Below are 24,814 nucleotides of genomic sequence, written 5' to 3'. Positions count from 1 at the left end.
TGTCGACAAGAATAGAGTAGTGATGGCTAAAAAGGCGAAAGGCATGATGCCATCACTGAATAGTTGCCTTGATTTGCAAAATATAGAAGAGAGAGTCCGTATTCGCATTGATTATGATTAATTCTTCATTGGGTCCTGCTCCCTTTCCTTTCGGGCTGAAAGAGAAACGTAGCGGACATGACTCGTTGGGATTTAACTCATATTTATCTACTGAAGCTTGAGTACATCCACATCCAGTTTCAATGGTTCCAATTTCCAACTTGGCATTACCAACATTGGTAATTATAATGCTATCATGGTAAATACGATCCGCACCAATTGTTCCGAAATCATGCGAATAAGAAGACAGAGATAACTCTGCCTTCCTATTTTGTTTGCAGGAAACGCATATTATCAAAATGATAATAAAGCCAATTATTTTACTCATTTTTCATTGTTGTTGATAGCGAACTACTTGAAACCGTCTCGATAAAACGAGGGGCATTATTACGAATACTATCCAATAATGGTTTGACCTTTTCATCATATTCTCTCTTTTTAATAGTATAGTCCAGCCAGCCCAAAAGGATATCTCGATCTTCTTCGGGCATTCGGTTGATAATCTGTAGATATTTGGGGAAATCAGGATCCTTTGACACTTCTCGCCTATTCAAATAGAAAGATAACAGGAATCGTACAACATCTGGATATTGAGCATATTTCTCTAAGAAAAGTAATTCTTTTCCCATCTCTCTTTTGGGGTCACTCATATAGGTATAGTAATCCTCATTAATAGGAGTTCCTGACAAAATCCCCTTGTCTGCCCAATTGGCAATGCGAATATGAATATTACCCGACTCGACTATAAAAGATGTAGTTAAATTCAACAACCCGCTATTCTTAACACTCCTAAGGTATGCAAAAAAAGGTTTTTGTGAAAGGACGCCTTCATAATAGAATTTCCCGTCAACTACTAATATACTATCAATAAATGAATGCTTAATGCGTTCGCTCTCTTGACTAAGAGCTGAACTATTAATTAAGCACAAATAGCTATTATCTAACGAATGATCGGGTAATTCACCCTGAATAGTGTATTTTGCTTGCCCGTAGAATAGTTGAGCTAAAAACACGAAAATAAAGAAGCATAGATGTTTTTTCATAAATACAACAATTATGTTTTTAATTTCCTACAATTAACGAAATCATCTATTTTTTCTCATCGGGATAACTTTCATCACAGGCACGCTTACAAGCATTCACTCTATCTTCTTGAGCGTTTAGACACACTTCCCGCACCCATTCACAATGGGCGTAACCGGGAGTACCAGGGTATTGATTAGAAGGCAAATCCCTAACACAATCAAGGAAATTTTCAGTGCACCAGATTATAGATTCTTTAGATTCTTTGTCACATTCCGCCTTGCATTGTATGCGTAATTCCTCATTGGTTTCAGTTCGTGTAATCGCAATTTTATGCATTCGACTTTTTTGTCGGGCCCGCATCAATTCTAATTTAGTAAAATTCACATCTTTAAAAACCTCCCCGACCAAGGAAGAGATACGATCACGATTAGTTTGATAATCATATCCTGTTAAGACCTTTAATTGAGCGATTGCATCAGCATAGGTCTCGAAGTTAAGCATCTCTTTCTGGAGTAAGCGATACCGTTCCAACTCTTCTTTGGACAATTTGGAAATAGCACTTCGTTCTCTTCTCATATCTTTCCCGACTTCTTTTTCTAGTTTATGATAGGCTTCCGAAGCAATAAAGAGATCAGCAGCAGTCAGATCTACTGCCTCTTGAGGGAAATCATCAGCATCATTCGTCTGACAACTAAGAACAGAAATGCTGATTAAAATTGTTAATGCAGCCATAGAACAGAAAATCTTCCATTTTTTCATAAGAATTACTTTTAAAGATTAATAATATTGAATGTTTTTCAACGGAATGTCACATATTAATAAATAATCGTTTACCCATTTTTAGCTCTACCTATACTCCAAAAGACAATGGACTACATTTTCCATAATATTAGTACAAATAAAAGTTTATCTCTCTTGCCTCAGCAAAGAAAAACATTTATAAATTAGAATGAAAAGATCAACCGTATACAAATGCGTATACATCGGCTAGTGTACGCATTTTGTATATGGTTTTTAAAGAAAAATCATTCTAAATGCAATGATTTAATAAAATCGGTGATAGATTCACAGGTAACATTCATTTTCTTTTTTAATCTACAACGGCGTATCCTGAAAGAACTCCCTAAGATGTGGAACAACTCTGTTATTTGAGCATTATTAAAATCAATACGTAACAAAAGGATGATACGTATGTCATCTTCTGAAAGCATAGGATAATAACGTCTTAACTTATAAACGAAGGCATCCTGATGAAGATTTATCCACTGTTCTAATTTATTCCAATCATTATTGCTTATTACAGATAAAGATGTGATATAAACCTGCGCATCATAGGTTGTTCTCCAATTCTTTTGTATATTTAAAACAAAACATTGGGATTCTTCTAAATTTTCTTTTTCATTCATATCCAGGGACCCTGATTTAGTATAACAATCTTCTATTCCACCAGTTTTCCGTTGATATACAAGTTCTTAAAAGTAACATCTTTAGCTCCCTTGATATCGTTTCTATCTTTGGACACATTATTAAAGTGAGAATCTTCTACACTAATATTATAAACATGTTTGTCGTCATCCAGTCCAATAACCATCACTCCAAACTGGCTCTTTTCACAGGTTACGTTTTTCAAATGCACATTACGTACTACCGGATCAAAGCCACGCTTGCACTTCTCCCGATTCTCGTATTGTAGATTGATATGAAGCACGGCTTCCCGACATTGTCCGACTGTGATATTGCGTACAAACACATTCTCAATAAGTCCTCCCCGACAAGTACTAGTCTTGATACGGATAACACGATCCAAATCAGGACTATCCATCTGGCAGTTTTCCACAAAGAGGTTGCGGTAGCCACCAGAGATCTCACTACCAATCACCACGCCACCGTGTCCATTCTTCATCGTACAGCCACGAACAATTATGTTTTCACTGGGAACTCCCCACTTACGTCCGTCTTCATTGCGACCCGACTTAATGGCAATACAGTCGTCACCCGTATCAAACAGGCAGTTTTCAATCAAAACGTTCTTGCATGATTCCGGATCACATCCGTCACCGTTAGGTCCCCGATTAAACACGGTTACACCACGCACGATCAAGCTTTCGCAGAAAAGAGGATGAATTACCCAGAATGGTGAATTGAGCAACGTCACATCTTCAATCAATATGGTGTGACAAGCGTAGAGATTCAATAGCTGGGGACGCATACCGTCTTCCGGTGTCATCAAACGTTTATAGATCGGTGTAGAGGTTTCAGCATACATCAACAATCGTTCACGACCGCCGTTGCGCTGAGCTACCATTCCTTCTTTCCAACCATACTTTGCTGCACCACACATAGGCCACCAAGTATCCATGGCACCTTGTCCGTCAATAATCCCTTTGCCGGTAATCGCAATATTACTCTCACCATAAGCATAAATCATCGGACGCGCATTGTAGCAATCAACCCCTTCCCAACGTGTCAGGACAGCCGGAAAATATAAACTCTGATCTGTAGAGAATTTTAAGACTGCTCCTTCTTCCATATGGAAGTTGACATTGCTCTTCAGCGTGATCGGTCCCGTATAGAATGTTCCCTTCGGTACAATCACAGTTCCTCCACCTGCCAGGCTGCATTGAAGAATTGCTTGATTGATGGCCTCGTGGCAAGGTTCTGCTTCATGATCCGGCTTCGCACCAAAATCAGTAATAGAGAATGTACGTTTTGGGAATGAAGTGCGCTTAATTTGTTTTTCGATCTTCGCACTTTCCTTAAAGGCTTTATCAAAATCAATTGAATTAGCACGGGCTAGCGTTACTACCAGTAACAATAACCAAACATGTAAAAGTCTTTTTGTCATTCGTTTGAATTTTATATTAAATACTACAATTTCTTTCTTATTGAAGGGTAATCCCCATCAAGCCAATCACAACATCGTTCGCTACTGTTTCCAGTGTCAATCGATTCAACTTCTTCGATGGATTTAGTGGCATATCGAGTAATACGCCTGCTCCACCTTCAATAGCTCGGCCGTAAACACCGTCAATTTTCAATGCTTTGCCCAAGTCATTGCTTACCAATCCTGATTTCAAATGAAAGCGGTAAGGACGTGGGGCTGTGGTATGGAAAGCTTGTCCGTCGATGAAGAAGTCTTGTTCTATCGGACACCAATTATCCGGATTAACCAATTCCAACGTATCCGAAGTACCATCTTCGTAATACACACGGATTACTCCGTTGGCAATGCGACACTGCATATGATTGGTACTTCCTGCCAACATCAGATAGGCATGAGAAGCTGTTCCACTTAAGGGTACGGCCAGACTGTCCGGATAGTTGTCCCATAAAGATGTAAACGCAATATTAGCCCCTTCGGAAGGTGTGCGGAATTGTACTCCCAAACCGGTATCGAATAGTCCGTTGCGATAGGGTGCTCGTAGCCCCGAATCGTCAATTTCGGCTATTAGTTTCGGATGACACCATTCACCGATACCTTGCTTGGGCAACTGCAAAGTAGTGTAGGGCGAACGGGGAGTGAGATACTCATTGCGGAAAATATCCGTAACCTTCGCATTGAAAGCTACATCCATCACTACCGGCCGACATTGTGAAGCATCTACCTGCGCATAAGGTAAAGCACCCGGTACTTCTCTCTGGTTTTTCTCTATAATAACATTCACCGGTTGCCACCATTGCATCTCGCCCTGTTGCAAACGCAGGAAAAGTGTACGATGTCCCGGCTTTCCTAGCACCTGACCTGATAAATGATTTGCTATAAGTATAGGTTGCACCAATACGCCTTGTGGATCAAATATTTCTTTGAAAGTGATTCCATCGGAAGCGGGAAGAGAGAAAGCTGCTCCAGAACGATAACTTATTTCCGTACGGGGAACTCCTAACGAAGCACCTTCCCAACAAATCTCTACGACAGCTTTCGCTACAGCAGGAGCAGTTACGGCAATAACCGGATAGCCCGCAGCAGCAGAAACGAAATTCCAGGCAACTTCTTTTCCATTTACCTTCACTGTTTTAATCTTTTCTCGCGTTGCATTGACCTGAAGTGTCAAAGCCAACGACGTCGGGCGATGCTGTTCGATACAGTAGGTGTCAGTATCGTCCACGCGACGGAAGTTATATGCGATCTCGGGCAGTGCCACTGATGCATGATCCCATGCTGTGGGAAATCCCGGACGAATCAATAGTTTGCCATTCAGAGCATCGGGTATAATACCAAATAAGCCTTGTACCAATAAACGCGAAGCTACACCAACCGGATCACCGAAGTCTCGGTAGCACTCTCCACGTGCGGCGTCGTATGTACTAATCTGCCCAAAGTTTCCGGGGCTATCGCCCAGATACATACCATCGAGCACAGAACTTTTCATCAATCGATATCCTTCTTCTGGACGACCGGCCAGAAAGTAAGCTAACGCTGTGTGCATCACTTCCGCAAAAGCAACATTATTCACACTCCATGAATAGGGTAGCCAATTCGTAGTAGCAATCGTTGCGTATGTTCCATCCAGGCCATCGGCTTCAACCGGAATGTGAGGAATCTCTGTATCGACGTAACGGGTTGCCTGATACGCTTGGAACGGGTCGGCTGTCTCACCATCAATAGCATGATAGATGGTCCATACTCCGGGACTCTCATGCAAGCGGCGATGCCCCATGAAGTCCTCATACTCTGCCCAACAACCGGCGGATGGCATCCAAAGACGTTTATTCACAGCTGCCAATATTTTCTCCGCTTCTGCTCGGTAGGGAGCGGGATCTTCACCAATTAGTTCTGCCAAAAGAGCCGCAGTTTTGTTAGAGCGATAGTTATAAGCTGTAGAATGCGTAACAGCACCACTGTTGTAATAGAGCGCATCACTCGCCCAGATACACGCATAAGCGTCATACAATCCATCGTTGTTCGGATCATAGTTTAGCTTTTCCCAAGCGAGGTGACGGGTAAGTACCGGCCACATCTTACGGACATACTCTTTGTCTCCCGTCCAGTTGAAATGCCACAACAGTTCATCGATGTAGCAAAGATTCATGTCGTAATGATGCATCTGATTATTCTTATTCGGATTCCGACAGATATATCCATTACTATACTGAGGTGTCCCCCATTCCTTTTCCGACCGTGCCAGATTCATTTCAGGATCTTGTGCAGGATGAGGTATCGTGTTGGGGACTTCCGTCACCTGACTATTGGCATAAGCATTGAAGTGTGTGCGTGCGCGGTCGTGCCATCCCAAAGCGTCTCCCGTATAAGCTGCTCTCCAACCACTCAGCGGCATTCGCCAACCAATAGCTCCGTGCAGCCACACCTCACCGTCCCAAATTCCGTCAGCGGCCGCCATCAAAGCACCTCCCAACGTATTCATATAGGCATCAGGGGTCTCTATCCGAAAGCGGGAAGTCAGTTCTGTACGAGCCTTCTCTGCTTTAGCAAATAGTGCCGCAGAAGCTCGCAACCCTTCTACTTTCCCCCGTATCAAATAGACCTCTTTATTGATAGCCAATTTTCCTATAATCAAATCATTCGCATCGGGTTTCAACTCGAAACAATCTTTCGGGTCGACGCCCATATCTCCATTGCGGCTAAATCGTTTGCCGGTGATGCCACCGTGCTGCCACTTAATGATAGATCCTTTGGGCAGGGCTGTAGAGCTAATCTTCCAAATAGCCCCATCTGCATCAGACAATGCAAGAACTTCCATCCGTACTTCTCCCTTTCCCCAAGCAGTCCGTGAGCAAATAGGATCGCTTGCCACCCTGATAGCGAGCTTCGCAATGAGCCACTTGATCAAAAGGTAATATTGTACCGTCAGCAAGTTGTAGGCTAAAGCTAATATTTCCCTGCATGCCATTGTCATAGATGGCAAAAACAGGCACATCACTCGTTTCGAGTCTGAACGGTGTGTGCCCACCATACAATGCACGGGTAAAACGATTCTTCCCGTTCACACTGACAAATGCATCTCCTTCAGGGCGATACTGCAAGGTACGTTGTTTCTTCTGTGAGGGGTCGTGTTGTGAAACAGATTCTATTACGTCACCCTGTTGTTTAAACTGAGCGGTAAGGGGAATCGGCATTAAACAGCCGATTCCGCAGAAATAAATAGCATATTTTTGAATAGTAGTATGTAAAATCTTCATGGTATGTTCTTTAGATAACAACTTATGGCAACGGTTTTAAACCTTCCCAACGCACGTTCCATGTTCCGTCTTTAGGGAATCCCGGATTGGTAACCGTACATCCATCCCAGCCGGCACACATCAAAGCAACCGCCGTAAGCAAACCACCGTTACCCGGTAGGTACACACGTAAGCGGCCGTCTTGATAGTTGTGTCCATTTACCAGATAGGTATTCGTCCGCTTATCCATTAACAAAGCACCGACAGCTTTCTCCGGTTCTCCCATGCGGGTAGCGTTCATCGCAGTCATTGGATAATCCCATCCCCACGTCTTGCCCCAGTTCCAGTTGTCCCAGATCCAATGCAAGGTATTCTTCATGTAGTCTTCGCGTATCAATTTGTTCATAGGAAGGATACCCGCTGCTCCAAGCACTGCCATGTGGTCGGATGTAAAACGGATGTCTTTATATGTATCTGTCGCAGTTTCGGCAGCTAAGTAGAGCCCATCTTCATTGTATGCCAACGGAGAAAGTTTATCAATCATCTCATCCCACTCCAGATTACGCTTCTCTCCCATACGCTCACGCCATTTCTGAGCGGTTTCTAAAGCGAAATGCCAGTAAGAGAGTTCGAATGGAGGATTCACTGTTTCGGCAGCACGCAATGTTTCTTGCGCAGGAATTGCCCCTTTCAACACGAAGCGCCCTTCCAGTTCCTCATAGGTAGCAAAAGAATACATAAACGCAGCTGTTTCCTGCACCAGACGATTGTACTTTTCCAATATTTCTTTCGATGGATTGGCACGGTACAAGAGTTCGGTCATATAGATAAGATGTGGCTGTTGCCAAATGAGAAAACTACCTACCTTGGAGGGGGCTTCTTTGCCGGAAGGATCCGTCATTTTCATCCATCGTACGCCATCAAAGCCTTGCCGACGGGCAATCTCACGTGCTACCGGTTCTACTTTCTCATACCAGCCCAATGTGCGATCGAGCAGTTCTGAACGATTCCACAACGCAAATTGTGCCTGATGCCACCAAATCATTTCCAGGTGAAACTTCCCAAACCAAGAGTTATATGTCAGTCCTGTTTCCTGCGGAGGAGTAGTTCCGGCACATTGAATAGCAAGTAGGTATTGGCTAAGTACGACCCTGCGTTCCAGTTCTTTGGCACGCACGTCCGTACATTCTGAGAAATCGACTGCTCCACCAGACTTCCAGAAGTCTGTCCAATGGGCTGCTGCTGCTTCCTGCGTCTGAGTAGCCGTATCGGCCAAGGTAGAAGGAGCTTCTGAAGTAAAGGCACAGGTAAATGAAAAGTCATCGACAGCAGGAGTCAGTACGAAGTAATTCTTACCTTTCTCAACCCACTCAGCTTTCCCTTCCCAGCGCACCGTGACGTAGTAAACCGTAGCGTCCAATTCTCTCTTCAGCACAGCGGAATGTTCGTCTGTACTAACAATCGTCGTATTGTGTAAATCATTAGCTTCCCAATTACAAGCATCATCGCAGTGCCCACCAGTAGGATAAGGAAAACGGAAACAGATGCCCGTGTGTGCCTTACTGCTGATACGTGCTGCCATGAGGTCAGCCGAGGGATGACATACCGTCTCAACCCGATAGTTGTTGCCACCTAATTGGAAATTACTGTTAATGCACCCTTTCCAGAGATCGAGTGTCTGACGAATATCTTTAATCTGTGAAATATCTGTTCCTTGCGGTAACTCAAAACCGATGATCCCTAAATGGAGACGATGCGGATTGACACGAAACCAGTTAGCCGCGTCTTGCGCTCTACCCTTTTCATTGAACTGAGTAGCATAAGGTTCCATCTTGCCACGCCCAAAATCATACTCTTTCAATGTTTCTTCGGCGCGTAATTGTTCCGGATTAGCAAAGCTATGCCATCCCCATTGACTTTGTGTGCCCAATGGCACCCCTTTTTTATAAGAATCGGGGAAGGTTTGAAGACCGGTTACATCGACCGTATAAGCAAACTCACCATTACCTACGGAAAGAGAAGCTAGCGAGTCAAATGAAGTGACAACAGGACTATTTCGCGTAACAAGCGCTTCGCGATCAATAGGTGATTGCTTTCCTGCTCCACAAGCTGTTACCACAAGGCCCATCAAAGGGTAAAGAAAGTTCTTCATGATTGAATTGTTATAGAATTTATGACAAAGATAGTATTTTATTAAAGCATAAGGAGTTGACAAAAAAGGTTTCGTCCCTTGTGACAAATTCTTTAGTTCTCCCGGAATAGAAAATCTCTTCCAGATAGGAACCACTTGTCGCAAGGGACGAAAGATTAACTAACTCTTACTTTAGGTTCCAGTGCAGAAAGTAACCACCTGCAAGAATCTTAGCACGAATATCTTCGGGATTGGTATACTTCGGACAAACGCGATCTGCTATAATATTATAATCGTTATAGCGTTTAGCCATGCGAATCATTGCCGGATAGATCTTGCCTTCACAAGGGAATTCCAACATCATCTCGTCCAATATTTGCATATCGTTAGCCTGCTGATCGTCCGTAAATTTACGATTCGCCAAACCAAATATTCCACGTACTCCCTTGTCTGCATAGGTACGGTTCTTTTCACCAACACGCCATGCTGTTGTCCATGCATCGGTAAAGCCTGCCCAGCTAACTCCTCCATTCGGGAATGAGCCATTGATACCTGCATTAATCAATGCAGAAGCCTCAGCAGTTCTACCCAAGTTGTTAAGAGCCTCAGCTAACATACAGTACAATTCACCTGCACGGTAAATATAGATGTGTACATCGTCCTGATACGCATTTGCACGCGCGGGTTTACTAATCGGGCGGAACTTCTGAATTACATAATTACCGGCAGCATCTTTTGCAAAGGTTACCCCCTCACGTCTATCAGCAGCAGCACCTCCGAGTGGGTTAAAGCTCGTGTCTGAAAAACGAGTTCTTCCGACTGTCGACGGAGCCAACAAATATTCATTGGGGTATTCCGATCCGAAATGTTTCAGCAAACTATTCGTTTGATTCTGCGTATAGTCATATAAAATAGCGGATACCGTTTCTTGTGGTGCCGGATTCAGCAGATTCCAAATAGTACCGTACACGCCACCAATCTTATCGTTACGCATCCAAGGGGTCGCATCATTTACCGTAGCTGCAAATCTTGCATTCATAGCGGATAGAATTAGGTCGACTGTCTTCTGATACTCGCCGCTCCATAAACAAAGCTCTGCATACAATGCGAAGTATTCAGGTGTCATACTATCCCAATATCGATAGATACTTTCACTCGTTTCTGTTTCAGGGTCCAGCCATTCCTTCCAAGAGATGGACAGACGGCCATTAACGCCATCGAATCCATTAACCAATAATTCCTTGCAAGACGTTACAATCTCATCCAAATTCTTCAAAGGAAATTGAGATAAGTCTTTCTTCTCACGCATCGGATCATCAAACCATACAGCCTCTCCGTATACCTTACCCAAAGTCAAATACACCCACGCCTTCACACGCAACGTACAACTAACCAATGCTTGGTAATGATCGATATTGACAGAAGTCTTGTTCTTTTCTTTATATTCATAAATACGCAGCAAATAATCGTTACAAGCGATGATTACATCATAATAGGCTGCCGGATCGGCATATGAATTACCGGTCAAATCCGTCTCATAATTGTATAGACTATACAATTCGCTCTTTGCATTTTTAGTTGGCTCTAACAATTCACCTCGCGTATCAGTTAGGTAGATTGCCTTATCACCGATAGCTTGCACTTTTGTCATGATACCGATATAGCCGGCATACATTTCGCTCTCCTGGGAGATGTAGTCGTCATGATCCAATACGTTGTCTGTTTCTACATTGAAGAAACTTTCACATGCTCCCAATGTTATTACCATCGAAAGCAATAAACATTTCCAAATATACTTTTTCATTGTCATTAGAATTTCAAGTTTACACCGAATTTAACCGATTTGGGTTGCATCAGTTTCGCATAGTCAAACCCTTGTATCATATCGTCATAGGAATAAGAGAACTCCGGATCCATACCCAAATACTTAGTAGCAGTAATCAGGTTCTCACCAGTCACATACAAAGTACCGGAACGGAAGAAGTTCAGGAACTTTTTATCGAAACTGTAGCTGAATGTGATGTTTTTCATACGTACGTAAGAAGCGTCCTCAATCCAACGAGAAGAAAAATCACTGTTACCCACAGGATCACCCCATTGTGCACGCGGCATAGAAGTTTGTTGTCCTTCCAGACTCCAACGATTTATCACCGCTTCACTTTGATTTCCTAATGTAGAGAGTGATTCCAAGTCACGTCTTACAGCATTATAAGCCTTATTTCCTTTTGAATAAGAGAATTCAGCAGAAAGGGCAAATGATTTGTAAGCAATGCGAGTAAAAAAACCTCCAAAATATTTCGGAGCCGAACTTCCCAAAGCCACACGATCTTTATCGTCAATACGATGATCGCCATTCTGGTCTATAAAGTGTACATCACCAGCTTCAAAAGAACGTCCTGTACTACTTACGAGATTAGCCTCTGCTGCTTCAGCCTTTGTTGCAAACACACCGGCAGCCTGATAGCCGTAGAATTGATATGGATCAGATCCTACCTGCGTAACAATCTGAGCACCATCACTATACGTATTTACTAGTTGATCTACACCACCTAGTGATTTAACTTTCCCTTTATTACGAGCGATGTTACCACCAACAATCCATTCAAAGTCACGTGTACGAACTAGAGAAGCTTGCAAAGACAATTCGACACCTTGATTTTCAATCTTTCCACAGTTATCATAGTACTTATTACTTCCGTAAACAGAAGATTGTGGAATTGCAAAGATTACATCTGTAGTCTGGTTGTTATAGTAATCTACTGACAAGTCAATACGATTATTCCAAAGTGTCAAATCTAAGCCGAGATTCAGCTGCTTATTCTTCTCGGGCTTTAAGTATGTATTAGAAACATTGCCGCGTACTATACCCGAGATTTCCTGATAAGGCAAACTTGTATAATAATACTTTCCGAGCGTGGAAGAATAACGGCTATTACCGGTCATTCCATATTCGGCACGCACATTCAAACGGTTCACAAATGTAGAATTGGAAAGCGGAAGCCAGCCTTTACCCAACCATGCCAATGCTACAGATGGATACATATAGAAACGATTGCCGTAAGTTCCCGATGAAGAAGAACCATCTACTGCCATATTCACAGAAGCGGATAGCATCTCATTATATGTATAATCAGCGTGTGCATAAAAATTCATCCAGTTCCATTTATCAACATAACCGTGAAAATAACGGCCAACAGATTGTGTACTTCCCAAAGTCTGGTAGAAGTCATTCGCCGTATTACGTCCACTTCCGGCATCATATTCATTCTTCGTGGTCAGTACTTGCGCACCTGCCAACACATTCAGTTTATGTATATGATTGAAAGTCTTCTGATAGCGTCCGTTCAAATTATAAAAGAAATTATAGGTTTCTCCCACACCCTCTTCTACCGTATTGTTTGCACTTCCGTATTGGTCAAAGAATGGACGAATACTCTGATCTGTGATCCCTGGTACAAATAGATGTTCGTTGTTATAGTTGTAATATACGCCAACCATTCCCGTAAGTTCTAGTCCCGTAAGTGGCTTATAAGTGACACCAGCTCTTACGTTTACTTCATACTGGCGATTGCGAGCATCCAGCGTATTAACAATGGCCAATGGATTACTAGTTAAGAAATCTGTATTCTGATTGTTCCCGTAATAATAAGAAGAGTACGTAGCCAGTGTATTACCACTATCGTCTTTCTTATATGGACTCAACAATGGAGATTGTGCGTAAGCTGCCAAGATGGGATTCGTTTGCGAAATCATACCTTGCTCTTGATAGTTACCACTCATATAGCTAAACCAGCCGTTACAAACATCTCTATTTTCTTGCTAATAAGCACATTGGTATTCAACTGTGTATGGTAACGCTGTGACTTGGTTTTCTCCAATATACCATTTTCCATAGCATACCCGAGAGAGAGGTCATATTTAGCGATGGCATCACCACCCTCAACACGAAACAGATTATCTGTTACAAAACCATTCTTGTAGATCTTATCCTGCCAATCAGTTTTATTATTATACAAATAGTTATACTTATTATTCGGATCACTCATGAAAGGGAATGCCGTAAAGAAGTCTCCCATGTTATCATAATACGTCAGGCCCACATCTGAAAGGTATGATTTATAATCTGTTCCTTTCAGTAAAGGCATCCGCTTATCGTTCCAACTCACACCATATTGACCGTAGAAACTAATTTTCGTTTCCAAGTCATTAGAGCTGCTCCGTCGGTTTCAATCAAAATAACGCCGTTAGATCCCATTGAACCATACATAGAAGCTTCCGCCCCTTTCAGCACAGTAATATTCTGAATATCTTGAATATTATAAGCTTGAAAGATATCTCTCGAAAATCCGTTAATCAACTGCGATTCATGCGTATCGGGTAGATGAGGAACACCATTGATAACTACCAACGGTGCATTGGCTCCTACTAGCGAACGAATACCGCGTAGATTCATATAACTACCTTCGCCTGGCATTCCACCGGTACGAGTGGTCTGCAATCCTGCTACTTGTCCAGTCAAAGCCTGGTCGATCTTTCTAACTCCTGTTGTAAAGTCCTTCTTTGTGATATTTGTAGCTGTAGTTTGCTCAGATCTCGTAGATTCCTGACGGAAAGGAAGTACAGTCGACTCATTATATTTGTAGCGATCTTCAGGAACCATCATAATGACAACTTCCTCACGCCCATTCACTAACTGAGTAACCGGATAATAACCAACTGCCCAGACAGAGACCTGCTTTATATCCTTTTTCGACTCTATATGGAAAGTTCCCTCTCCCGTAGTGATTGCTTCTTTACCCCCCGGAATGTTCACAATAGCCCCCTCAATAGGCTGATGAAACGATGACAGGATCTTTCCGCTAATCTTGTGCACTTTTTGTCCGCATACTTCAGCCGCAGACAAAAAGAGCAGAAGGCTCATCAATGTAATTTTTATATTTTTCATATCCATTTACTTATCAACATTAATAACAGTTCTTCGTCGGTTTCAAACACCAATGGTGAAATAGGGTGCTCGTTTTGGTGTCCATATTAGGGCAACTCAAAGTGATCGTCACCGGAACAGCCTCAGTACCAGTAATTGTTACCACTCCGACTTTACCTCCATCACGGTCGTAGTTCGTTTTCTTACTATCCGTTGCTTTCGAAGTATCATACCCCTCGGGATATCCTTGTCCACCACGATCATAGTGATAGGTAGTCGAGGTCAGTTCTGACGCGGTAATCGTATTTATATACTCACCGTTGAAAGCTACTGCCACATCATGTCCAAGCTTTTGTTTGAATCCGAGACAGAGATCATATTCACCCGGGGGAATTAAATACGGGGTTGTTTCATGAGAACCGGCGGTTAGGTCTTTATAATGGAATGGCACAAAATTCAGCGTAAATTCCTTAAGAGTGTTATCCGTTAGGTTGAAGTAAACCACCCGGTTTTCAATATAAGGGAATCCTGCTGCCGGCCAGCCTGACCAAGCTGTAACCTCTGTTGCCGTTTTACTATATGTCAAGTTAGTTGCATCAAAGTAGCTTGCTTTTTCCGTTTCGTTCAAGAGCTCATAGTACTTCATATAATCTTTCAAGCGATAAATCAACACGTTCGTTGGAATCTTCATCGAGTTTATATAGTAAGCTACACCATTACTCATCGACACCGGTTCGTCCAGATCGACTTTTTGAATCGTTGTTCTCCATTGTTTGCTGAAAATAGAAGTAAGATCTTCATTATCTGCAAAATCCTGTTTCACATACTTCTTATTAAAGAATGCCGATTGGAAAATCCAGTTTTCCATAATAGAATCGACACGAGTCAACCCCCATTCATTCAAACTCGCACGGGCATCGGATAGGGCCTGTTCGATTACAGCATTTGATGGTATCAGCATGGTAGCTGTCAACGATTCAGACATAAGATCGAACCCTTGCGCTTTGAAATAAGGATTGGTAATGACAAAGATAGAGTCGTATACGGTACTACCCGTGTTGTCCACTCCGATAGGGAGACTGGCTGCCTTGTCGAAAGTACGTTCATTACGCGAAACAATCATATTACGGAAGATAGAGTAGTCATCTCCTAAACTCTCAATTAACTCATACATTGAGCGTGGAGAATCGACATACTGATCTATTGTGTAAATATACCCATTGTTTACTTTCGTAATTTTCGTAACCTTGCTGTTTTGGAAATAAATCGTTTCCACACCTGCTTCTATCTCCTTCTTTACGTTTATATATTTGCCATTCCACATCAACACACGCTGCCCATCAGTAAGATTAGATGGTGACAGTGATGCATCAGAGATGTGTGATTTTGCCAGATATACCGTTCTTCATCAGCTTCTGCTCGGGTAGCAGCCGAGTTTTCGACAACCAGGATCGTAAAAAGCTGCTCTTTACCATTCATTTGATCAATCAATCCCGTTTCCTGAAATAGGGTGTACATATTGCTCAAGTCCGTTTCCGATTTCAGATAATCAACCGCAGAACTATTTACCACGGAGACCTGATCGTTATTCACCACCTCGCTATCAGCACCGTAATGGGTGTCCCACTCATTCGTACAGCTCCAAAAGCTGCCCGAAAGAAGTACCGCTGTTACTAAATATTTAATTGTCTTCATTTGATTCGTCAATAATTGGGGTAAATAATAAATAATCCAATTGCATACGGAAGTTGCTATTTGTGCTAGCCGTCGGATCGTTAATTACAATCTTAAAGGTGTGAGCACCGGTTTTAGCAAACTCCAATTCCTCGTATACTACAGCCGAATAAACGCCTAACGTATTCGCACTCACCTCCGTAAAAGGTTTGGTATAGATTTTCGTAGCATCTTCGTTATCGAAAGAGAATATCATTTCACCACCGTTACTACCACTTCCCATCGTACGAATAAAATTCATAGAAGTAGAATAACCCATATACAGAGTAACTTTATACTTACCTGCGATGAGAGCCGGAGTCTTCATGGAAATTGTACCTAAGTAGCCTAAGTTTAACACCAACATATCGTTGTATTTACAATTTTTGAAAGCATTACCAGTTTTTACGGTAAAGTAATCCACTTCATTCCAACTGCTAGTACTAGCAGGCCCCGACGGACCTAACATCACATTATAGCAAGAAAGACTCATCACATTTGTACGATATTCATTGCTTGTCGTTGCCGTCTGATAGGCTTGTCCCGCTGTCCCTTTGCCCGCAGCAATATATGAGCTAATCACCGGATAGTTACAAAAGTCGAACAGCACTTCTACAGGTGTAGTTGATTCCCACATGGCATATAGCTAGTCACTTCATGCAACATTCCATTCTTTGCCTGCACATCAGAAGTCGCTTCTACAAACTGTGACTTCAGAGTTTTACTATCATAGTTGATGTAATACTCACCATCCGACTCTTTCGAGATTTCCATTACGCCCGACTTTGTATCCCACATCTTCTTTGTCGCATTTTTTTCAAATTCTTGAAGTTCAAAGAGCGAATAGTTTCCTTCGATTACGTGATACGCCGCATAGCGGAATAAGTCATTCTCTACATTGGTATAATCGCTTCCTGCTTTCAGTTTGGCAACCAGATCGGCTACAGAAGTGATACCATCTTGCTGATAGGCACCATCAGACACAGCAAAAGTTGTATAATTTCGTTTTGTCTTAGTCACCACTCCGCCAGGCGTCTTGCTTTCATCATAGACCGTATTGAGGCTATCTTTCCAGCCGGTCAAGTCAAGCACTTCTTTAAAGATACCATATTTATTGTTTTCGTTAACGCGCTCATACACCGTTTCTACCAACGGGCTAAGCATAGCGTCCAAAACATAGATGTATCCATTGGAAACTTCCGTAGCAAATTCAGTCACCCGTGCTTCTTTATTCATAAACACGGAGTTGAAGCCGCCTCCCTCACCTCCATCTTCATTAAACGAAACAGTCAGATAATCGTCTGATAGTGTTCTGCTTTCCAACTTTCCACCTCCGATAAATACATCTCGATTGATGGAGTCATTGATTATATGGTATTTTGCCAAATCACGAGCATAGTCCTTACCCAATTCTTCGATCGTACTCACATGTTTCTTTTCGTAGAAAGCCTTGACTGCCGCATTGTTCGGCACAAAAAGTGTAAATGACTCGGTGGCCTGATTCACTGCATTAAATAAATCGGCATATTTCAAGACCTTCACCCATTCAGAAAAGTCGTCAGGACGACTCTCCAAATAAGCCGAGGCCGGATTCATATTGTAAACTTGATACGTTGTGTTTTCGTAGGGATCGTTACATGCATACAGCAGGGCAACCAATGCCACTACACACCCTCTAAGTATATTTTTCATAAATCGCATTTTTTAATTGGTTACTCCATAATACGGGTTCTGCACCAACGCAGCATTAACCTCTATCTCATTGTTGTGAATAGGCAGATACCAAGCATACGGATTCTTCAATACAGAGCGGATCCAACTATCATTTGCCGAAGAATTTTCTTCCGCAATCTTCGTGATAAATTGTTCTTTATACTTATATGATTTACTTTTCCCGAAGCGTACCAGATCATACCAGCGTTTCAGTTCTGCAGCAAATTCTATATCGCGCTCGTTCAATAAGAGTTCAAGCATTTCGAGCTCGTCCGTTTCCGACAGATTCACATCCAGTTCCTTTAAATTGGCACGTACACGCACCTTATTGATAATAGCTAATGCATCCGCCAATGTCCACTACCTTGCCAAATAAGAGCTTCCGCTTTCATCAGCAACACGTCAGTCATTCGGTAGATGATCAGATTAGCGTCACTAGTAGTACGCACGGCTGTAATATCAGCTACCTCTGTACCATTATATTTCCAAATAACGCCTTGACGTCCTTCCGACGATTCTAAGCCATACAATGCATAGGCACCATAAGCGCTTCTTATTGGATTCTTTATTTGCATTTCTACTTCATTTTTTTCTTCAATCAGGCGTGTCAACATCGTCGGTGAGAATTGGTAATCCGCAACCACACTTACTTTAAAATAGTTACTGGGCGATTTGGAAGTCTGTCCCAACGTCTTATCCCAATTCAACTCAAAAATAGACTCATTACTGTTTCCCGGATTAAATATAGAGAACCACTGTTCCGGAACAGACATAAAAGCGGGACGTCTGGCAGCTGTTGCATTAATTAAGTAATCAGCGTATTTCACACAGCCTTCATAATCTTCCGACCACAAGCATACATCAGCCATCAAGCATATAGCGCCCACTTCGTAGCACGCCCTTTGCTAGCTCCAGCCCACTTGTCGTCATCATAGAATTCTTTAGCAGCGCCCGATTCTAATGCCATATTGATATCTGCTTTAATCTGAGCAATGAGAGTCTCCTCACTGGCCTTGGCAATGCTATACGGTGCCGAATCATCAACATAAGGCTGCAACACCAAAGGCACTTCTTTGAAATTACGCACCAAATAAAAATAAGTAAGCGCACGCATAAAGTAGGCTTCTGTCTGATGCGAAAGCATCGCAGCATTGCTGTATGTCTCATCTTTCTCCTCCACATCGGGGGCATACGTGATTACAGAGTTCGCCATATTGATAATCTTGTAAAAAGTCTCCCACTTACATAAGTTTGAAGAAGATATCAATTGAAAGTCCATCAGTTTATACTGTTCTTCATACCCGATGTACATGTAGACAGAACCTGCCCGCAATTCACCCCAATCAATAAGTAAAGGAGTTGCCTCACGCATATAATAATATCCCGAAGCAAGCACGGCTTCGACATCTTCTTTCGCTTTCCAATAGTTAGCTGTTACTTGCTCGTTTTTGGGTAATACATCCAGCCAGTCGCTACAACCGCTAAAGAGCATACTACCTGCAAGCATACATATATAAAGTACTTTTTTCATATTCATAGTATATTAGAAACTCAAATTCAAACCGCAAGAGAACTGTATCGTACAAGGAGTATTCGCATTATCCTGTGCTAATTTGGTAGCCGAACTCGGTATAGAAACCTCCGGATCCTGACCTGTATATTTTGTCCAGGTAAATAGGTTGTAACCAGTAACAAATACACTCATACTATTCAGGCCCCAATGCTGGCATACCTTTTTGGGCAATGCATAAGCCAACGATAACGTTTTTAGACGTACGTATGAAGCATCTTCTACGAAGCGATCGGAACCCAAGTAGTTATATCCTTCCCTATAAAGTGCCCGTGGGATATCGGTTATGTCACCTTCTTTCTGCCAACGACGCAATGTGGCACGACTTTGGTTACTCTGACTGTACATCGCTTCATTATTCATACGAGTGGCATTGATAATTTTCTGGCCGAAACGCCCGTGAAAGAAAGTAGTCAGCGTCAACTGTTTCCATCTAACGGTAAAGCCTGCTCCTCCGGTGATTAACGGCATATAGTTGCCTAGATAAACAATATCATATTCATTAATTACACCGTCATGATTAATATCTTCGTAAACAGCATCACCGGGGCACACAGTCTGATTGCCATTCTTCATTACGATCGGATTGCCCGAGACATCGTTCATCACTACATTTTGTGCATCACGAGCATACGTAGCATCCTGATTCTGATACACCCCTTTGTAGCGGTATCCGTAGAAAGAGCCCAATGGACGGCCTTCTTCCACAAGGATACCATATACACCATTACCGAATGAATAGTTTTCCTGGGTCATATTGTTAGGCAGCTCGGTCACCTTATTAACGTTGCGGCTCAAGTTTACATAAGCACTTACACGCCAGTCTTTTTTATCCAAGAGAGTAGCATCCGTACGGAATTCCCATCCCTTATTTGTCAGTTTACCGGAGTTATAGAATTTTATATTAGCATACCCAGTGGTAGCAGGAACCTCCACGTCCTTATTCAATAGGTCTTTCACATACTTTTGATAATAGTCGAAGGTAAACTTCAAGCGCCCTTTGAAAAAGCCCAAGTCCAAGCCGTAGTTATATTCGGTTGAAGTTTCCCATTTCAGTTTATCCAACTGCATACGCACCGGATAGATAGCAGGCATGTCCATATATTCACCCAACGAGCTAAATGCTCCTAAGTAGATTGAAGCGCCACTCGGTGCTCTACCGCTTTGTCCGGCACTGACACGTATTTTGGCCTCATCCAACCAATCTTTCGTTTTCTCCATAAACGCCTCTTCCTGTATATTCCAGGAAATACCTGCCACAGGGAAGTAACCGGTACGGTTTGAGCGTCCCATAGCTGAATTCCCCTCCATGGTAAGAGATCCTTGGAATACATAGCGGTTTAGCAACGTGTAGTTCAATAAACCAATACCCTGCACGCTACGTGTCTCCGACTCTCCCGATCCGATGGACTCTACTGTACTACCGACAATCGGATCAGACAGCCCGGGAGACGCATTTCCTGATGTCACACTCGAGTAGCTCGATTTTTGTATCTGCTCTGTACGTAGTAAAGCCGTAGCGATCAAACTATGCTTATCGCTCCAGTTTTTAGTAAACAATAGTTTATTCTCTGTCTTCATTGATAACTGATCGGAAGTTGCATCCGTACTCTGGTTAGCACTCTTATCCGTCCAGACTACACCTGTTGCAACCTGAGGAAGGAACTTGCGATTCTTTGTCGTACGCATTTGCATAGATACATATCCCTGATAGTTTAGTTCGGGCAAAATCTTATAGTTTGCGCGGAACGTCACTTTACTTTCGCGTTGAATCGTCTTGTTAACACTTTCCTTCGCCATTGCCACGGGATTGTAGTAATAAGCTTTATCATCGCTTTTACCATTAAAAACACCTTCCCAGTCTTTGGTTTGATAAGCAAAGTACTGTGACGTACGATCACCATTGTCGTCCATCCAGTAAGGAGATTTATTCGGCATCTTGGTAAATGCTTCCTTACGCACATTCGCCCAGTTAGCATCTCTGTCTGTATGGGTGTATCCGAAGTCAACACCAAACTTCAGTTTATCCGAAAACTGGTAGTCAATTGCCATTGAGGTATTCAAACGATCCATGTTCGTACCGATCGTTGTTCCACCCTCTGTCAGGTAGCCCAAAGAGAGACGATACGTTGCTTTTTCACCACCACCACTCATTGAGAATTGGTTATCCCAAGTAAGGGCGTTCTTACGTACTTCTTTCAACCAATCCGTATCTTGATTGTACTCATCATAATATTTCCACTCCGGATTATTACCGATTTCGGGTGTATCATAAAGTAGCTTCAAGTATTTGTTTGTTGATGAGGCCATTCCTACATAATTGGCACTATTCCAGATCGCTTCCTGCATTAAAGCCGTATATTCTTTTCCATTCAGCATCGGAATACTTGTCGGTTCAAATTTGGCACTAAACTTCGAGTTAAAGCCAAAGCGTGTTTTTCCGGTTGATCCTCTCTTTGTCTTGATTACCAACACACCATTCGCTCCTTTTGTACCCCAAATAGCAGTAGCAGCAGCATCTTTCAATACCTCTACTTCTTCGATATCAGCAGGAGCAATGTTTAACAATGCACCTAAATCTTCATCATTGGCGGTAGAGAAGTCGAAGTCTTCGTCAATATCTGTCGAATAAGGAACCCCGTCAATAACGATCAGCGGTTCAGACGAAGCATTCAAAGAGTTTGTTCCACGGATACGGATAGAGCTACGAGCACCGGGATCACCGCCACCGGTAATAATATCCACACCACCCAATTGGCCTTGCAATGCCTCTTCGACTGTCGTAATCGGAGCAATCGAAATGAGATCATCCATCTTCACCTTTTGGGTAGCTGTAACTTGTTCCTTTTGGCTGATACCCATGTCATTTCGTTGAATACGGCGTGCACCAATCACCACCTCGTCCAATGTCTGTACATTGGCATCCAGCTGTACATTAAGCACCTTCTGCCCGGTGTACTTGATCCGCTTCGTTTTCATACCAATGAAAGAGTAGACCAAAGTCACATTCGATTCATTGGCAGGTATCTGCAATTTATATACCCCATCGAGGTCGGAAATGCCACCGCCTACTGAACGGTTCTGGGCATTCATAATATTGATATTCGCTCCGGTAATCGGTTCCGCTTTTCCTCCCATCAATTCAGTCACCTTACCGGTGATGACTTGTGCCTGGGCAAATACCTCTTCTGTCCCCAGAAAAAGCAAAGTGATAAGCATGTATCTTATTAATTTCATAATCATATTAAATTCGGTTTATCAAAAGGTAGAATCAATAAAATGGAAACAACCGTCACTGAAAGCAAACGGGAAATAGTTGTAATCGGAAGTCACCGTTCCTACTTTATTGCTGTTGTTCAATTTTACATTCAACGAGCTTCCGGTATCAGTATAAGTCATTTTCACTTCAGGATTGAGCGTCTGATAGACAGCATTCTTAAAATTCGAACCTATATAGGGATAATCAGTAAACACATTGGTCGTTCTACTGATGAAATAAGAACGCAGATAATTCTGAAGTGTAGCTAGATTGATTGTACCGGTAATTCCGCTACTGCTCAATGCACCGTTTGTGATTCCCGGAATAGCATTATTTGCCAAGGCTGTCTTAATGGCAGCTTCGGTAGGAATAAACACAATAAAACGTCCGCCGAACAAACCGGAAATACTTTCACCGCTCACCATATTGGCTTTCTTGAGCAATTGCACAAAAGCGAAATAAGGATAACGGGAGTCGCTGTTAATTGCCAGCTTTTGCTCCAAACCATTCGTTTCATCCAAGCTTATCAATCCATTCGTATTCCCATAAGCGTAAGATCGTCCGTTTGTCCATTTCTTCCCATCATCTGTCAGCTCTGTCAATTCCACGAAAGGATTGCCATTATAATCAGGTTCTAGCACTTGATTGTACCAAGCGTTACAAGTAAGTTTACCATCTTTCAGGAACCAGTAGTTGAAGCTTAGCTGTGATGTATACACATGCGAGCCAGTTGCCTTTAGATTTTTCTCACTACCCAATGTGTGAGTTTGTACAAGTTGCTGCAATGCAGATGAACCGATGTCAGACCATCCGTTTTCGGTTTCTCTTTGCAATACGTTTCCGTCCTCATAATAATTCAGCGTAAATTCCCCTTCGGTCATTTCCTCATCGGACGGAATCAGCATCGTGTAACTAGCTTCGGTCGAAGCGTAGGAGTTCAGCATATTAGAGCCATCTAAAGCATACAGATAAGCCAGACGGTCTTTATCACGGAAAGCCGGGCCCATTACAGAACCAAACAGAGGAGGATTTGTCATTTCATCCAAGCCGTAGAAAGTTCCATTTACGCACATAACCCGATCTTTTACTTTATTAGGATCGAAGTTGAAAGGCACGCCGTATTGATTTTTCACCGTACCATTTTTTATTTGATCAGGAAAAACAGCTAAGCCAACATTTACAAACTGGAAGAGTAAGTGCTTCATAGCCAACTTATCCACATCCTCCAACGATTCATAATTGCCCTTCGCCCAATACGTTTCAAAGAAATTATTCAAAGCTTTATTGCTTGGAGCAAATACACTATAAGAAACAGAAGCTAGCGTTTTTACCGCCTGATAAGACGATGTCGGCCACTCCATGGCTATAGGAGGCAGTGAAGTTCCGTGACTATGTAAATAGAGAGAGTCTACACCGATGGTAGCCCCATAATCATTCGAAAGCGTTTGGTCGTACGCGTACTCACTGTAAGAATCATACAAATCACGGAATACAGAATATTCGTCGTGGTCTTCCAAGACAGTATAGATCGTTTCTAACGGCTCTAATACACGGTCAATTTTGTAGATATATCCATTGTTAGCGGTGATACCATATTCCTGCACTGAAGCGTTGGATACATTGAATCCGTTCTCTCCCGACCATGTAGAATTGGGATAGAAATACTCATAATTCGATTTAGCATCAATCGCTTTGGTTTGCCAATAGCGATACGAGAACACCGGTAAAAAACGTTCCAGGTGATATACCGTAATATGCTTTCCGGTCTTACGGTCAATTTCCGTACTGGGAGAACTGGCACTATGCGTACGAAACTTATAGTACAGACCCGCTTCTTTATTTTTATTCTCTTCCGAAGCCAAGTCTCCCTCGGGACGGAAATTGATCAGTTTATCCGTATTGTACGAATAATAAAGCAAATGGAACCCGATCAGTTTTTTCAGTTCCTCTGCATTTATTTCGTCGATACTACTATACCCATGCGCTTGCAAATATACCTTGAAGGCGTCATCGTCCGGGGCCATGATAGTCAGGATACTTCTTCCATCCATAATGGATTTATATCCTGCCAATTCTACTCCGTGCAGGAAGATGGAATAACCACCTTTCTCTTGCAGTACTTCCCAAGCACTCCCTGCTACCCAGTCCGGCACCTCATAATGCTCCGTCATCTTGTCTTCGCAAGCGAGCAAGAATAGCGGAGCAAACAATAGCCACCACATTTTTCTAATAAACTTGATGTCTTTCATGTTGATTAAATAT

General features: G+C 42.5%; 13 protein-coding genes and 3 pseudogenes. All 16 read right to left on the bottom strand.

Features of this window, described 5'->3' with window-relative positions:
* Window positions 1–52: 52 nt before the first annotated feature.
* Complete coding sequence (locus JCM10512_RS12775; protein WP_044163601.1) at window positions 53–427, bottom strand: DUF1573 domain-containing protein; 375 nt, start codon at window positions 425–427, stop codon at window positions 53–55.
* Window positions 420–1,142 (bottom strand): DUF4369 domain-containing protein, encoded by a 723-nt coding sequence (locus JCM10512_RS12770; protein WP_044163599.1) that lies wholly within the window; start codon window positions 1,140–1,142, stop codon window positions 420–422. Before JCM10512_RS12770 ends, JCM10512_RS12775 begins: the two co-directional genes overlap by 8 nt.
* 46 nt (window positions 1,143–1,188) lie before the next feature.
* A complete protein-coding gene (locus tag JCM10512_RS12765) occupies window positions 1,189–1,884 on the bottom strand; it encodes a hypothetical protein (RefSeq protein WP_044163597.1) in 696 nt (231 codons plus the stop codon).
* A gap of 266 nt (window positions 1,885–2,150) precedes the next feature.
* A complete protein-coding gene (locus JCM10512_RS12760) occupies window positions 2,151–2,531 on the bottom strand; it encodes a hypothetical protein (protein ID WP_044163595.1) in 381 nt (126 codons plus the stop codon).
* Between the two features lie 32 nt (window positions 2,532–2,563).
* Window positions 2,564–3,970, bottom strand: a complete 1,407-nt coding sequence (locus JCM10512_RS12755; RefSeq protein WP_044163593.1) for a glycoside hydrolase family 28 protein — start codon at window positions 3,968–3,970, stop codon at window positions 2,564–2,566.
* Between the two features lie 37 nt (window positions 3,971–4,007).
* Window positions 4,008–7,200: pseudogene (locus JCM10512_RS12750) on the bottom strand (DUF4450 domain-containing protein).
* A gap of 85 nt (window positions 7,201–7,285) precedes the next feature.
* Window positions 7,286–9,394 (bottom strand): glycoside hydrolase family 95 protein, encoded by a 2,109-nt coding sequence (locus tag JCM10512_RS12745; RefSeq protein ID WP_044163591.1) that lies wholly within the window; start codon window positions 9,392–9,394, stop codon window positions 7,286–7,288.
* A 166-nt stretch (window positions 9,395–9,560) separates the two neighbouring features.
* Window positions 9,561–11,177, bottom strand: a complete 1,617-nt coding sequence (locus JCM10512_RS12740) for a RagB/SusD family nutrient uptake outer membrane protein (RefSeq protein ID WP_148298391.1) — start codon at window positions 11,175–11,177, stop codon at window positions 9,561–9,563.
* A gap of 5 nt (window positions 11,178–11,182) precedes the next feature.
* Window positions 11,183–14,318, bottom strand: a pseudogene (locus JCM10512_RS12735) (SusC/RagA family TonB-linked outer membrane protein).
* A gap of 19 nt (window positions 14,319–14,337) precedes the next feature.
* On the bottom strand, window positions 14,338–15,627 hold the full coding sequence (locus JCM10512_RS12730) for a hypothetical protein (protein ID WP_369346474.1): 1,290 nt from the start codon (window positions 15,625–15,627) through the stop codon (window positions 14,338–14,340).
* Window positions 15,621–15,992, bottom strand: coding sequence for a hypothetical protein (locus JCM10512_RS24860; RefSeq protein ID WP_369346473.1), 372 nt, complete (start codon window positions 15,990–15,992; stop codon window positions 15,621–15,623). Before JCM10512_RS24860 ends, JCM10512_RS12730 begins: the two co-directional genes overlap by 7 nt.
* Window positions 15,979–16,647, bottom strand: a complete 669-nt coding sequence (locus JCM10512_RS23970; protein WP_244437175.1) for a DUF5108 domain-containing protein — start codon at window positions 16,645–16,647, stop codon at window positions 15,979–15,981. The genes JCM10512_RS24860 and JCM10512_RS23970 overlap by 14 nt, the downstream gene beginning before the upstream one ends.
* Complete coding sequence (locus JCM10512_RS23965; protein ID WP_244437173.1) at window positions 16,623–17,702, bottom strand: fasciclin domain-containing protein; 1,080 nt, start codon at window positions 17,700–17,702, stop codon at window positions 16,623–16,625. Before JCM10512_RS23965 ends, JCM10512_RS23970 begins: the two co-directional genes overlap by 25 nt.
* A gap of 12 nt (window positions 17,703–17,714) precedes the next feature.
* A pseudogene (locus tag JCM10512_RS12720) lies at window positions 17,715–19,254 on the bottom strand (RagB/SusD family nutrient uptake outer membrane protein).
* A gap of 12 nt (window positions 19,255–19,266) precedes the next feature.
* Complete coding sequence (locus JCM10512_RS12715; RefSeq protein WP_044163639.1) at window positions 19,267–22,530, bottom strand: SusC/RagA family TonB-linked outer membrane protein; 3,264 nt, start codon at window positions 22,528–22,530, stop codon at window positions 19,267–19,269.
* Between the two features lie 21 nt (window positions 22,531–22,551).
* Window positions 22,552–24,801, bottom strand: a complete 2,250-nt coding sequence (locus JCM10512_RS12710) for a fasciclin domain-containing protein (protein WP_044163584.1) — start codon at window positions 24,799–24,801, stop codon at window positions 22,552–22,554.
* Window positions 24,802–24,814: the final 13 nt, after the last annotated feature.

Origin of the sequence: Bacteroides reticulotermitis JCM 10512, assembly GCF_000517545.1 — a bacterium.
Taxonomy (GTDB): Bacteria; Bacteroidota; Bacteroidia; order Bacteroidales; family Bacteroidaceae; genus Bacteroides; species Bacteroides reticulotermitis.
This window is presented reverse-complemented; position numbering and strand designations above follow the sequence as displayed.

Excerpts from the sequence above, each read along its gene's own strand:
- JCM10512_RS12775 (WP_044163601.1), bottom strand. The coding sequence starts at position 427 with ATGAGTAAAATAATTGGCTTTATTATCATTTTGATAATATGCGTTTCC.
- JCM10512_RS12770 (WP_044163599.1), bottom strand. The coding sequence starts at position 1,142 with ATGAAAAAACATCTATGCTTCTTTATTTTCGTGTTTTTAGCTCAACTA.
- JCM10512_RS12765 (WP_044163597.1), bottom strand. The coding sequence starts at position 1,884 with ATGAAAAAATGGAAGATTTTCTGTTCTATGGCTGCATTAACAATTTTA.
- JCM10512_RS12760 (WP_044163595.1), bottom strand. The coding sequence starts at position 2,531 with ATGAATGAAAAAGAAAATTTAGAAGAATCCCAATGTTTTGTTTTAAAT.
- JCM10512_RS12755 (WP_044163593.1), bottom strand. The coding sequence starts at position 3,970 with ATGACAAAAAGACTTTTACATGTTTGGTTATTGTTACTGGTAGTAACG.
- JCM10512_RS12745 (WP_044163591.1), bottom strand. The coding sequence starts at position 9,394 with ATGAAGAACTTTCTTTACCCTTTGATGGGCCTTGTGGTAACAGCTTGT.
- JCM10512_RS12740 (WP_148298391.1), bottom strand. The coding sequence starts at position 11,177 with ATGAAAAAGTATATTTGGAAATGTTTATTGCTTTCGATGGTAATAACA.
- JCM10512_RS24860 (WP_369346473.1), bottom strand. The coding sequence starts at position 15,992 with ATGAAGACAATTAAATATTTAGTAACAGCGGTACTTCTTTCGGGCAGC.
- JCM10512_RS23970 (WP_244437175.1), bottom strand. The coding sequence starts at position 16,647 with ATGTGGGAATCAACTACACCTGTAGAAGTGCTGTTCGACTTTTGTAAC.
- JCM10512_RS23965 (WP_244437173.1), bottom strand. The coding sequence starts at position 17,702 with ATGAAAAATATACTTAGAGGGTGTGTAGTGGCATTGGTTGCCCTGCTG.
- JCM10512_RS12715 (WP_044163639.1), bottom strand. The coding sequence starts at position 22,530 with ATGAAATTAATAAGATACATGCTTATCACTTTGCTTTTTCTGGGGACA.
- JCM10512_RS12710 (WP_044163584.1), bottom strand. The coding sequence starts at position 24,801 with ATGAAAGACATCAAGTTTATTAGAAAAATGTGGTGGCTATTGTTTGCT.